This window comes from Amycolatopsis sp. FDAARGOS 1241 (assembly GCF_016889705.1).
Lineage (GTDB): Bacteria > Actinomycetota > Actinomycetes > Mycobacteriales > Pseudonocardiaceae > Amycolatopsis.
Genome location: NZ_CP069526.1, coordinates 1,276,171 through 1,288,485, shown reverse-complemented (window position 1 = coordinate 1,288,485; position 12,315 = coordinate 1,276,171). Strand labels below are relative to the sequence as shown.

General features: G+C 70.5%; 9 protein-coding genes and 1 pseudogene. 5 read left to right on the top strand and 5 right to left on the bottom strand.

Going from position 1 to position 12,315, the window contains the following annotated elements; all coding sequences use genetic code 11:
* Positions 1–2: 2 nt before the first annotated feature.
* Both I6J71_RS06290 and I6J71_RS06285 read right to left on the bottom strand, forming a co-directional pair.
* On the bottom strand, positions 3–2,033 hold the full coding sequence (locus tag I6J71_RS06290; protein WP_204093853.1) for a hydantoinase/oxoprolinase family protein: 2,031 nt from the start codon (positions 2,031–2,033) through the stop codon (positions 3–5).
* A 29-nt stretch (positions 2,034–2,062) separates the two neighbouring features.
* Positions 2,063–2,329, bottom strand: a complete 267-nt coding sequence (locus tag I6J71_RS06285) for a hypothetical protein (RefSeq protein ID WP_204093852.1) — start codon at positions 2,327–2,329, stop codon at positions 2,063–2,065.
* Between the two features lie 136 nt (positions 2,330–2,465).
* Here I6J71_RS06285 and I6J71_RS06280 point away from each other — a divergent pair, with 136 nt between their 5' ends.
* Together I6J71_RS06280 and I6J71_RS06275 are read left to right on the top strand one after the other, a co-directional pair.
* On the top strand, positions 2,466–3,242 hold the full coding sequence (locus I6J71_RS06280; RefSeq protein WP_204093851.1) for an enoyl-CoA hydratase/isomerase family protein: 777 nt from the start codon (positions 2,466–2,468) through the stop codon (positions 3,240–3,242).
* Between the two features lie 33 nt (positions 3,243–3,275).
* Positions 3,276–3,935, top strand: coding sequence for a TetR/AcrR family transcriptional regulator (locus I6J71_RS06275; protein ID WP_204093850.1), 660 nt, complete (start codon positions 3,276–3,278; stop codon positions 3,933–3,935).
* Positions 3,936–3,950: 15 nt separating this feature from the next.
* Here the strand turns inward: I6J71_RS06275 and I6J71_RS06270 are convergent.
* Positions 3,951–4,820, bottom strand: a pseudogene (locus tag I6J71_RS06270) (IS5 family transposase).
* Between the two features lie 177 nt (positions 4,821–4,997).
* Between I6J71_RS06270 and I6J71_RS06265 the strand changes: the two are divergent.
* Positions 4,998–6,455, top strand: coding sequence for an NF041680 family putative transposase (locus tag I6J71_RS06265; protein WP_239155275.1), 1,458 nt, complete (start codon positions 4,998–5,000; stop codon positions 6,453–6,455).
* An 8-nt stretch (positions 6,456–6,463) separates the two neighbouring features.
* Here I6J71_RS06265 and I6J71_RS06260 read toward each other — a convergent pair whose 3' ends face one another.
* Both I6J71_RS06260 and I6J71_RS06255 read right to left on the bottom strand, forming a co-directional pair.
* Positions 6,464–7,093, bottom strand: a complete 630-nt coding sequence (locus tag I6J71_RS06260; protein ID WP_204093849.1) for a hypothetical protein — start codon at positions 7,091–7,093, stop codon at positions 6,464–6,466.
* Positions 7,094–7,106: 13 nt separating this feature from the next.
* Positions 7,107–9,095: a pyruvate dehydrogenase complex E1 component subunit beta gene (locus tag I6J71_RS06255; RefSeq protein WP_204093848.1), complete on the bottom strand. Its 1,989-nt coding sequence runs from the start codon at positions 9,093–9,095 to the stop codon at positions 7,107–7,109.
* A gap of 115 nt (positions 9,096–9,210) precedes the next feature.
* Here I6J71_RS06255 and I6J71_RS06250 point away from each other — a divergent pair, with 115 nt between their 5' ends.
* Positions 9,211–10,269, top strand: a complete 1,059-nt coding sequence (locus I6J71_RS06250; RefSeq protein ID WP_204093847.1) for an alcohol dehydrogenase catalytic domain-containing protein — start codon at positions 9,211–9,213, stop codon at positions 10,267–10,269.
* Entirely contained in the window at positions 10,269–11,426 is a 1,158-nt protein-coding gene (locus I6J71_RS06245) for an acyl-CoA dehydrogenase family protein (protein ID WP_204093846.1), read from the top strand. Before I6J71_RS06250 ends, I6J71_RS06245 begins: the two co-directional genes overlap by 1 nt.
* Positions 11,427–12,315 lie beyond the last annotated feature (889 nt).

The window sequence follows — 12,315 nt, the reverse complement described above, 5'->3', positions numbered from 1 at the left end:
GTTCACGCCTTCCGGATGCGCAGCTCGCCGTAGGTCCCGACGGTCGCGACCTGACCCGGGACGAGGAACGTGGTGGACAGCGGTTCGCGGATGACCGCGGGGCCGGGCACCTGGTCGCCGGCGCGCAGGTCGGCGCGCTGGTACTCGCCGGCCTGGAGCACGTCTTCGGTCAGGTACCGGATCTGCAACGTGCGCGTGGGCTCCAAGGTCTCGCCCTCGGCGCGCTCGGGCACCTTGGGGTACTCGACCTTGTCGGCCTTCGCCACGGCCTGGACGCGGTAGGTGACGCCCTGCACGGGCAGCGCCTCGAACTTGTTGCCGGAGCGCTCGGCGTAGGCCTCGTGGAAGTTCGCGACCATCGTGGCGACCGCTTCGGCGTCGATCGTGCCCGCGGGCACGCCGATGAACGGCGTCTCCCACGTCTGGCCGGCGAGGCGGCCGTCGAAGCTGCGGACGAACTCGATGTTGTCGCGGTCCTTCTCCTGCAGGCGTTCGCGCAGCCGCTCCTCCATCGAGTGGTACACCTTGTCGACCTGCTCGGCCGCCTCGGCGGTGAGCAGCGTGTAGGCGCTGCGGCTGTCGGCGTACACCAGGTCGGAGCTCACGAGACCCAGCGCGGAGAACAGGCCTGGGTGCGGCGGCACGATGACCTCGGCCGCGTGCACCAGGTCCAGCACGGCGGGCAGCAGCATCGGACCGGCCGCGCCGTAGGCGACGAGGCTGTAGTCGCGCGGGTCGACGCCGTGCTGGATGGCGATGTTCACGACGCCTTCGGCGATGTTGTTGACGCCGATGTTGAAGGCGTAGCTCACGCGCTGCTCGAACGACAGCTTCGAATCGAGCGCCTCGAAGGCCTGCCGGGAGAGGTCCGGGTTGAGCTTCATGCGGCCGCCGGCGAACCCGTCGGGGTCGATGACACCCATCAGCAGGCAGGTGTCGGTGGTCGTCGGCTGCGTGCCGCCGAGGCCGTAGCAGGCCGGGCCGGGGTCGGCGCCCGCGCTGCCCGGGCCGACCTTGAGCTCACCCGCCGCGTTGATCGTCACGAGGCTGCCGCCGCCGGCGCCGATGCTGGAGACCTCGTTGGACAGCGCGTTCACGATCAGGTCGTGCTCGAGCTCGAACGTGGTGTTCACGAACGGCTTGCCGTCGGTGACCATGCTGATGTCGCACGAGGTGCCGCCGACGTCCGCGCACAGCAGGTTGCCGGCGCCGATCAGGCCGCCGAAGTGCGCGCTGGACACAGTGCCCGCGGCGGGGCCGGCGAAGACGATGCGGAACGGGTGTTCCATGGCGACGTCGGAGCGCACGAGCTGCGCGGCGCAGTCGGCGAAGTTGAGGTCACCCTCGAAGCCGAGCTCGCGCAGGCCGGTGTCGAGGCGCTGGGTGTAGGCGTCGTAGGTCAAGCGCATGAAGACGTCGATGACCGTGGTGGACGCGCGCGCGAACTCCTTGGCCAGCGGGGAGACCTCGCTCGAGATCGACACCGGGATGTCGCCGAGCTCCTCGTGCACGAGCTGGCGCAGGCGCTCCTCGTGGTGGTTGTTCACGTACGCGTTGATGAGGCAGATGGCGACACCTTCGACACCGCACTTGCGCAGCACCGCGAGCTCTTCGCGCGCGTGTTCCTCGTCGAGCTGGATCAGGATGCCGCCGTCGGCGGTCAGCCGTTCGCGGATGCCGCGCCGGAGGTACCGCGGCACGAGCGGGCGGTTCGCGTCGCCGTAGGAACGGCGCCACGCCGGGTTCGTCAGGCCCTCGACCGGGCGCCAGGTGCGGCCGATGTCGAGGATGTCCCGGTGTCCCAGGGTGGTCAGGAACGCGATCTTCGGCAGCCGCCGCGTGATGATCGCGTTGAGACCGTGGGTGCTCGCGTGGTTGAACACCGCGGAGTCCGCCACGCCGACCTCTTCGGCACCGCGCAGCACACCGCGTTCGGTGGTGCGCACGTCCGTGGCGACCTTGACGGTCTTGATCTCGCCATCGGCGATCGCCACCACGTCCGTGAACGTGCCGCCGACGTCTACTCCGATCATGGAACTACCCGCCTTTCGGTGATTCGTGGTCAGTTGACGTCGAGGCCGTCGGAGGTGAGGACGATCGGGCCGAGCAGCGGCCCGGTTTCACGGCTCACCGATTCGAGCGTTTTCTGGTGCTTGACGACGGTGAACCAACCGCCTTCCGAGAGCACCGGGTAGCGGCGGAAGTCCGCTGCGGTGGAACCGGGGAAATCCCGTTCGAGGTTGACGCCGAGTGCCTTGAGCTCCTCGTCGGTGACCGCTTCCCGGGCTACCGAAAGTCCTTCGGGGACGGATGATTCGACTGCGTCCATGGGCCATCACTCCGGTGTGTTGTGCCGCTGCCGAGTTTCGTGTACCAATCGGTCTAAGAAACCGTGATGGGAAGCACTGTAGGACCCTGATCGCGGCCTGACAAGCCCGGACCGGGTGAGGTGAGGAGCTTCAGTGATGACGGAACGGCTACACGTCGAAACCACGGGCCGGGTCGCGACGGTCCGCCTGGACCACCCGCCCCTCAACGCGTTCGACACTCGGATGCGGCGCGCGTTGGACGAGGCGGCGGCTTCCTTGGCCGACGCCTCCGATGTCCACGCCGTGGTGCTCTACGGCGGGGAGCAGGTGTTCGCCGCCGGCGCGGACATCAAGCAGCTGGCGGGGTTCTCGTTCGAGGAGGTGCTCGGCTGGAACCGCGCGCTGCAGAAGGCGTTCACGCGGTTCGCCGAACTGCCGATGCCCGTCGTGGCGGCGATCAACGGCTACGCGCTCGGCGGGGGACTGGAGCTCGCGCTCACCGCCGACTTCCGCATCGCGTCGGAAGCCGCCGTGCTCGGGCAGCCGGAGGTGCTGCTCGGCATCATCCCCGGCTCCGGCGGCACGCAACGGCTGGCGCGGCTGGTCGGTCCGTCGCGCGCGAAGGAGCTGTTGATGACCGGGCGGCGGGTGCGCGCGCCGGAAGCGCTCTCACTGGGTCTCGTCGACCGGGTCGCGGCGGATCCACTTGCTGCCGCGCTCGAGTACGCCCAGCAGCTCGCGGCCGGGCCGCGATTCGCGATCCAGGCGGTGAAGGAGGCCGTGGACCACGGGCTGGACTCGCCGATCGCCGCCGGCCTCGCGCTGGAGCGGTCGTTGATTGCGGGACTGTTCGCGACGGCCGACCGCGACGCGGGCATGGCGTCGTTCCTGCGCGACGGACCGGGCAAGGCCACCTTCGGCGGCGAAGCCTAGAGTGGATGTTCGAATCAGCCGCGGAGGGGAAGCATGCCGAGACCACCGGGACACGGACCCGGCTACGAGGTCAAGCGCCAGGAGATCATCGACCAGGCGGCGGCGCTGTTCGCCAAGCAGGGCTACGCCGCCACGGGGATCGCTGAGATCGGTCAGGTCGCGGGGCTCGCGAAGGGCGCGCTCTACTACTACATCGGCTCGAAGGAGAACCTCCTCGTCGAGATCCAGGACCGCGTCCTGCGGCCGTTGCTGAGTGCCGCCCGCCGCATCGCCACCCTCGACGAGGACCCGGTCCTGCGGCTGCGCCTGCTGTCGGAGACCTTGCTCGACATCATCCTCGAACGGCTCGACCACATCTGGGTGTACGAGCACGACTACCGCCACCTGCGCGGCGCCAACCGCGCCCGCCTGCTGCGTCAGCGCCGCGAGTTCGAGCGCATCGTCCTGGATCTCCTGACGGCGGCCATGGACACGGGCGCCTTCCGCCGCCTCGACCCGCGGCTCGCGATGCTGCAGTTCCTGAACCTGCACAACCACACCTACCAGTGGGCCCGCCCCGACGGCCCCTGGGACGCCGCGTTCCTCTCCCGCGAGTACTGCGCGACGCTGATCTCGGGCTTCTGCAGCCCGGGTTACGACGTCGCGAGCCTCGAGGAACGGGTGGCGGAGTTCCGGGCCCGGGTGCCCGCCTAGGTCCTGTCCTGTAGATCATCGGAGCCAGAGGATGATGGCGGCGATGGTGAGTTCGGCGTGGTCGCAGGCGGCGCGTTTGGCATAGCGAGTGGCTAGGTCGCGAAACTGTTTGAGCCGGTTGAAGCAGCGTTCGACCGCGTTGCGCCGCCTGTAGGTCTCGGCGTCGAAGACGGGTGGGCAGCCGCCGCGGGAGCCTTTGCCGGCACGGAGGGCGATCTGGTCCTCACACGCGGGGCTGACGAACCGGATCCCGCGGTCCCGCATCGCTCGCCGGGTTGACGGGTGCGAGCACGCCTGATCCGCAACCACGCTGTCGGGGCGGCAACGTGGCCCGGCCCGGCCCGATCCGATCCGAGCGACCGCGAGCCCGTCGAGCAGCGCTACCAGTTGCGGGTTGTCGCCGGCGTACCCGCCGGTGAGCAGCACCCGCATGGGCAAGCCGCGTCCGTCGACGGCGAGGTGGACTTTGCTGCTCAGTCCGCCTCAGGAGCGTCCGAGTTCTTCCCCCTCGACCGCGAAGGCTTCGACGGCGGGCGTGCAGCCCCCCTTTTTTTCGGGCACCGGCAGCGTGCTGGTCTGCCCGGACCACGCTGGAGTCCACGCTGATGACCACTCGACCTCGCCGATCGAGTCGTCTTTGACGATCACCTCGTCCAGGATCTTCTGCCAGGTGCCATCGGCGGTCCACAACCGCAACCGCTCGTGCCCAGATTTCCACGGCCCGTACCGTCCGGGCAGGCCACGCCATGGCGCACCGGTACGCAGCTTCCACAGAATCGCGCTGAGCACCTGCCGGTGATCCCGCCATCGCCGACCCCGACCCGACACCGGCAACAGCGGCTCGATCCGCGCCCACGCCCGATCCGTCACCTCACCCCGACCCACCACAACCCAAGATCAAACAAGATACCACAGCCAGATCAATTACAGGACACGACCTAGCTTGAGTTTTAACGTCTGAGTGGTCGGTGGTGACCCCTGTCGATCATGAGTGAAGCCCTTGGTCGATCATTCCTTCTTGCGACAGACGGAAGATCGAGCCAAGGGCTTCAATTGATCAGTGTGCACCACGCTGGCGCCACCGGCGCGGGCAGGGAGCTGTCCGCGCTCCGGCAGGAGTTCTACCGATGCCTGCCCCGGCGAGCGGACGCGTTGTTCGAGCTGACCGACGCAGTGTTGTGCGCGGACGGTCCGGTCCGGTCGATCGCGGAGCTGTCCCTGGCCGGTGAGCACCGTCGCGGCCACGGCAGCAGCTATGCCGCACTGGCACGCGGACGGGTCGACATCGATCGGCTACGCAACGCGCTGAGCGGGGTCCCGCTGCCGCGCGCCGCAGACGGGCGGCTGGTGCTGGCGGTGGACGTGACCTGCTGGCTGCGTCCGGAAGCACACACCTGCCCGCAGCGGATCTTGTGTCACACCTACGGCCGTGGCAGGGACCAGCACATGATGGTGCCGGGCTGGCCCTACTCCGTGGTCGTCGCGCTCGAGTCCGGGCGGGGTTCGTGGACCGCGCCGCTGGACGCGGTCCGGCTCACACCCGGCGACAACGCCGCAAACGTGACCGCCCAGCAGATCCGCGCCGTGGTGGGCCGCCTCGTCGCGGCCGGGCACTGGCGGCCGGGAGACCCGGACATCCTGCTGGTCGCCGACGCCGGCTACGACGGCCCCCGCCCGGCCCACGTGCTGGCCGATCTTCCGATCACCGTGCTGGTGCGGATGCGCACCGACCGGGTCCTGCACCGCCCGGTCCCGCCGCAGCGATCCGGCACGTTGGGCAGGCCCCGCCGCCACGGCGACGAGTTCGCTTTCGGTGACCCGGCCACCTGGGGACAACCCGATGCCGTCACCGAAACCACGACCCGGCTCTACGGTCCCGCGCTGATCCGGGCTTGGGATCGGCTGCATCCACGGCTGACCCACCGCATCGCCTGGGCCGGCCACGACGGCGCTCTGCCGATCATCGAGGGCACCGTGATCCGGCTGCAGGTCGAGCGCCTGCCCTCCGGCGCGATCCCAAAACCGGTGTGGCTCTGGCACTCGCGCACTGGCCTGGGCCACGCCGAGGTTGATCTGGCCTGGCAGGCGTTCCTGCGCCGCTTCGATATCGAGCACACCTTCCGCATGCTCAAGCAGACCCTCGGCTGGACCACCCCGAAACTTCGCTCGCCCGAGGCGGCCGACCGATGGACCTGGCTGCTGCTGAGCGCTTACACCCAGCTGCGGCTCGCCCGCGACCTCACAGCGGATCTGCGCCGCCCCTGGGAAAGACCCCGACCAGCCCTGCGGCTCTCCCCGGCACGGGTCCGCCGAGGGTTTCGGAACCTGCGTCCACAACTCGCCTGCCCGGCCGGTGTCCCGAAACCGTCGCGGCCCGGTCCTGGACGTCCCGCCGGAACAGTCAACCACCGGCCCGCATCACGCCACGACGTCTACGTCGTCACCAGCACGAACACCCGAAAATCCAAACACGGCAAGAACACCAGATCGAGCAACCCACGACCCCGCCGAACAGGTTAAAACCCAAGCTAGCCGCGCACCGCTTTTGCTCCGTCGACGGCGCGCGGCTGCGCGTCCCGGCCGCGGCCGGGCTTGGTGGCGGGCTCCGGTTCGCGGTCGGACTCCGCGGTGATCTGGAGGGCCTCGCGGACCTGCTGGCGAAGCCCGTCCAGCAGGATCGCGAGGTAGCGCTGCTCTTTCACCGGCGCGCCGAGCTCCCGGCGGCCCAGTGCGTAGTCGTGGCACCGGCGGAATTCCACGTAGACGCCGTCGGCGGCGGTGGCAAGCGCGGCGGGGCCGAAGACCATCAGGCCGGAGAGCACCTGTTGCGCCTGGTCTTCGAGCGCCGGCAGCTCGTCGGCAGCCGAAACATCCGGCTCGTGCCCCGCCTCGCGCGCGGCGACGGGCTTCGCCAGCGCGCGGTCCCAGTCGCGGAAGGCGGCGAGGACGGAGACGTGCACGTCGAAACGCTTGTCACGCCAATGGGCGTCGATGTCGCGCCGGCGTTCGCGGGCCCAGCGCCGGTCGTCGCGTTCGGCTTCGCGGGCCCAGCGGCGATCTTCGCGCCAGACGTTGATCAGCTGGCCGCTCACCACCCCCAGGATGCCCAGCACCGCGACGACGATCGGCACCCACACCGAGACCTGGCCGGAATCCATGCGGGCAGCGTAGTCACGCGCGGGCCGATTCCCGTACCGCCGACGCGATCCTTTCCTTGGACGGCAGCCACACCCGTTCCAGCGACGGCGCGTACGGCGCGGGCGTCCGCTCGGCGCCGACGCGGAGCACGGGTGCGTCCAGCGTCCAGAAGCCTTCGCGCGCGGCGACCGCGGCCAGCTCCGCGCCCACGCCGAAGTCGCCCACGGCCTGGTGCGCCACTACGAGCCGGCCGGTTTTCGCGAGCGACTGCAGGACCGTCGCGGTGTCGAGCGGCGCGATCGTGCGCAGGTCGATCACCTCGACACTGATGCCCTCGCCCGCCAGCTCTTCCGCGACGTCGACGCAGTCGTGCACCAGCTTCGAGTACGACACGAGCGTGACATCGGTCCCCGAGCGGCGCACCGCCGCCCGGCCCAGCGGCACCAGGTGCGACGGCGGCGGCTGCGGCCCCTTGCGCCCGTACATCAGGCGGTTCTCCACGAACACCACGGGATTGGGGTCCCGGATCGCGGCGCGCAGCAAGCCGTAGGTGTCCGCCGGCGTCGACGGCATCACCACGGTCAGGCCCGGGATGTGCGCGAGCAGCGCTTCGAGGCTCTGCGAATGCTGGCTGCCCGACGACTTCCCCGCCCCGAACTGCGTGCGCACGACCATCGGCAGGCTCACCGCGCCGCCCGTCATGAACCGCAGCTTCGCAGCCTGGTTCATCAGCTGATCGAGGCACACCCCGACGAAGTCGAAGTACATCAGCTCGACGACCGGCCGCAACCCGGCCATCGCCGCGCCCACACCGGCGCCGATGATCGCGCTCTCCGAGATCGGCGTGTCCCGCACGCGGCCGGGATACTTCTCGGCGAGTCCCCGGGTCAGGCCGAAGACGTTGCCGCCGGCGCCGACGTCGATGCCGGCCAGGAACACGGAGTCGTCGGCCGCCAGCTCGTGGTCCAGAGCGCCCCGGATCGCGTCCATCGTCCGGAAGATCTCGCCCGCCGCCTCGGGTGGTTCCGGCACGGGTTCCCGGGGCACCCCGACGAAGTGGTGCAACGTGTCCGGCGACGGCTCGGCCGCGGCGCGCGCGGCGTCGACGGCCGCCTCGATCTCCTTGTCGACTTCCGCGTCGAGCGGGGCGACGTCGGTGCCCAGCTCCCGCAGCCGCGCGGCCACGCGCACGAGCGGGTCGCGGTCCTTCCACTCCGCGAGCTCTTCAGGTTCCCGGTACTTCTCGGGGTCGCCTTCGTAGTGGCCGTGCCAGCGGTACGTGTCGGCCTCGACCAGCACGGGACCACCGCCCTCGCGCAGGTCCCGTACCAGCCCGCCGACCAACGAGGCGACGGCGGCGACGTCGTTGCCGTCCACGTGGTGGTAATCCATCGCGTAGCCGGGCGCCCGGTCGGCGAGCGACGCGCGCGTCTGCGTGGCGATCGGCGAGAACTCGGCGTACTTGTTGTTCTCGCAGAAGAAGATCACCGGAAGCTGCCACACCGAAGCGAGGTTCGCCGCTTCGTGGAACATGCCCTGCGCGACCGCGCCGTCGCCGAAGAACGCCAGCACCACGCCGCCTTCCGCGCGCAGCTGCGCGGCGGCGCCCGCGCCGGCGGCGATCGGCAGGCCGGCCGCGACGATCCCGTTGGCCCCGAAGATCCCCTTGCGCGGGTCGGCGATGTGCATCGACCCGCCGCGGCCGCGGCACGTGCCGGTCTCCTTGCCCATGAGCTCGGCGAACATGCCCTCGACGTCGAGACCTTTAGCGATGCAGTGACCGTGGCCGCGGTGCGTCGACGTGACGACGTCGCGGTCGTCGAGCGCCCGGCACGCGCCGACCGCGCACGCCTCCTGGCCGATCGACAGGTGCAGGAAGCCGGGGATCTCGTTGTTGCGGTACAGCCGAGCCGCCCGGTCTTCGAACTGCCGGATCAGCCGCATCCGCCGGTACATGTCGGCCAGTGCGTTCGGGTCGCCGTCGAATGCCGTGGCGAGGTCGCTCACCCGGGTGGAAGTCATCACGCTCCTGCCCTTGCCGTTCAGTGGTTTTCGCCCGGCCTCTTGACATCGCGCCGGGAACCACGATTCTTGTACCGACTGTTCGAAAAAACAACTCCAGTTCGGAGGTGGTCGCGTGCACGCGCTGCGCTGGCACGCCAAAGGCGACCTGCGCCTCGACGACGTGCCGGAACCGCCGGCGCCGCAGCCCGGTCAGGCGGTGCTCGCCGTGTCCAGCTGCGGCATCTGCGGCACCGACCTGCACGAGTTCGCGCACGGCCCCAACCTGATCCGCACCGGACCGCACCCGCTGACCGGGCTCGAACCGCCGTTCACCCTCGGGCACGAGATGAGCGGCACGGTCGTGGCGCTCGGTTCGCCCGCGCCGGGCGTCGAAGTCGGCACGCGCGTGGCGGTGGACCCGTGCCTGCGCTGCGGGGTGTGCCGCTGGTGCACCCACGGCGAGTACCACATCTGCGCGAAGGGCGGCTCGATCGGCCTGGCGGCCGACGGCGGGTTCGCGTCGAAGGTGACCGTGCCCGTCGAAGGGCTCGTGCCGATCCCCGACGGCGTGTCCGACGAGCTGGCGGCGCTGGCCGAGCCACTCGCCGTCGGCCTGCACGCGATCCGGCGTGCCGGCGTCCAGCCGGGTGACCACGTGCTGGTGCTGGGAGCGGGCCCGATCGGGATCGCCGCGTTGCTCGCGGCGAAGCTCGCGGGCGCGGCCGGCCTCTACGTGAGCGAGCCCGTGCCCGACCGCGCGCGCAAGGCGGCCGAGATCGGCGCGACCGAGGTGTACGACCCTGCCCAGGCCGATGTCCGCCGCGAGGTTTTCCTGCGCACCGGCCGGGTCGGGCCCGACGTGGTGGTGGAGGCGACGGGGCGGCCGGAGCTGGTGGAGCTGGCCGTGAACACCGTGCGCCGCGGCGGGCGCGCGGTGCTGTGCGGGATCAGTGGTTCTGCCGCCTCGCTGCCGATCACGCAGATCGTGCCGTTCGAGCGCACGGTGCTGGGTTCGCTCGGCTACAACTTCGACATCCCGCGCGTGCTCGACCTGATCGCGACCGGCCGCCTCGACGCGACGCCGATGCTCACCGGCGTGCGGCCGCTCTCAGCCGGGCTCGACGCGTTCGCCGAGCTCGAAGCCGACCGTGGCAGCCACCTCAAGATCCTGCTGAAGCCCGAGGAGCACTGATGGACTTCGACCTGCCCGAGGAAACCGTCGCGCTGAAGCAGCTCTGCCGGGACTTCGCCGCGAAGGAGATCGCGCCGTACGCCGCCGACTGGTCGGAGCGCTCCCACTTCCCCGTCGAGGTGTTCCACGACCTCGGCCGGCTCGGCCTGATGGGCATGCTGGTCGACGAGAAGTACGGTGGCGCCGACGCCGGGTTCGTGTCCTATGTGGCCGCGATGGAGGAGCTGGGCGCGGCCGACCAGTCGATCGCCTCGGCCTGGAACGCGCACTCGACGATCGCGTCGCTTCCGCTGGCGACCTTCGGCACGCACGAGCAGAAGGAGCGGTGGCTGCGTCCGCTCGCATCGGGCGAGGCGATCGGCGCGTTCGGCCTCACCGAGCCCACGGCCGGCTCCGACGCCGCCGGCATCCGCACCCGCGCCCGCCGCGCCGATGGCGGCTGGCTGCTGGACGGCACGAAGATGTTCATCAGCAACGCGGGCACCGGGATGAGCCTCGGGGTCACCGTCCTGGCGGTGACGGGCTCCAACGACGACGGCGGAAAGCGGTACGGAACCTTCTTCGTCCCCGACGGCACTCCCGGGTACACGAAGGGCCAGCCGTTGAAGAAGCTCGGCTGGCACGCGCTCGACACCCGCGAACTCGTGTTCGCGAACTGCTGGCTGCCCGACGACCACCTCATCGGCGACGAAGGCGCCGGGTTGCGGCAGTTCCTCGAGGTCCTGGACGGCGGGCGGATCAGCGTGGCCGCGCTGTCGTTGTCCTTGGCGCAGAAGGCCCTGGATCTCGCGGTGCGCCACGCCGGCGAACGCGAGCAGTTCGGCCAGCGGCTCAACCGATTCCAAGCCGTCGGCCACAAACTCGCGGACATGGCGACGGAGATTGCGGCCGCGCGCTGGCTCGTCTACAACGCCGCCTGGCTCGGCGACCAGGGCCGCCCGTTCAGCACCGCGGCCGCGATGGCGAAGCTCTACGCGTCGGAAGTCGCCAACCGCGCGGCGAGCGAAAGCGTCCAGATCCACGGCGGCTACGGCTTCATCCGCGAGTCCACGATCTCCCGCTTCTACGCCGACGCGAAGATCCTGGAGATCGGCGAGGGCACCAGCGAAGTCCAACGCAACGTCATCGCCCGCGCCCTCGCCCGCGGCGCCCGCTGACCCGCGGCGCGCTTGTCGGTCCGGACGTTCCCGACCCATCGGACCGACCCCCGGGTCCCGCGCTTGGCCGCTCGGCGCCGGCCCGTGGGACGACACACGTCCAGCCCGCGAAGCACCCGACCCAGCCAGGCAGGGCGGCCAGTTCGATCGGCGTTCCCCACGCCCCCGAACTGGCCGCCGCGTACCGGCGTTCGGCCGCACCCGCGCCCCGGTGCGCCGAACGCCGTGCGGCGGCCACGTGGCAGAAAGCGCGGTGGTCCACGATGGGCACGCGAGCCGCGCGCAGTCCTCCCGCGAGTGACCGCGCCGCCCACCGACCGCCCTTCCTTCGACGGCTCGGTCGAACGCCCGTCCACGCGCTGGATGCACCGCACCGGCCGCAGCGTCTCCGCTCATCGCCATCAGGCACGCGGTGACCACGCCGCAGAACGCGCGGTGAAGGCCAAGTGCGGCCGCGGCATCGTGCAGCCGGCGGCGCGAGCCGCGTGGTGCGCGTGCCGTCGGAGGAGGTGGGCGAGGCCGAGCTCGTAGGCGGCCGCCTTCGTTCGACGGCACGGAGCGAACGCCTGTCACGCACTGGACGCACCGCACCGACCACAGCGCGTGCCTCATCGCCGTCAGGTACGCGGTCACCACACGGCATCACGTGCGGTGAGAGCCGAAACGCGACCGCGGCCCCGCTCACCCGGCAGCGCGAGCCGCGCAGCGCGATGCCGTCGAGGAGGCGAGCGAGGCCAAAATCGTAAGCGACCGCCACTCATTCGACAGCTCAGGGCGAACGACCGTCCACATACTGGACGCACCGCGTCTCCGCTCATCGCCGTCAGGCGCGCGGTCACCACACGGCAAAACGCGCGGGTGGGAGCCAAACGCGACCGCGGCCCCGCTC

Excerpts from the sequence above, each read along its gene's own strand:
- I6J71_RS06290 (WP_204093853.1), bottom strand. The coding sequence starts at position 2,033 with ATGATCGGAGTAGACGTCGGCGGCACGTTCACGGACGTGGTGGCGATC.
- I6J71_RS06260 (WP_204093849.1), bottom strand. The coding sequence starts at position 7,093 with ATGGATTCCGGCCAGGTCTCGGTGTGGGTGCCGATCGTCGTCGCGGTG.
- I6J71_RS06280 (WP_204093851.1), top strand. The coding sequence starts at position 2,466 with ATGACGGAACGGCTACACGTCGAAACCACGGGCCGGGTCGCGACGGTC.
- I6J71_RS06285 (WP_204093852.1), bottom strand. The coding sequence starts at position 2,329 with ATGGACGCAGTCGAATCATCCGTCCCCGAAGGACTTTCGGTAGCCCGG.
- I6J71_RS06275 (WP_204093850.1), top strand. The coding sequence starts at position 3,276 with ATGCCGAGACCACCGGGACACGGACCCGGCTACGAGGTCAAGCGCCAG.
- I6J71_RS06245 (WP_204093846.1), top strand. The coding sequence starts at position 10,269 with ATGGACTTCGACCTGCCCGAGGAAACCGTCGCGCTGAAGCAGCTCTGC.
- I6J71_RS06255 (WP_204093848.1), bottom strand. The coding sequence starts at position 9,095 with ATGACTTCCACCCGGGTGAGCGACCTCGCCACGGCATTCGACGGCGAC.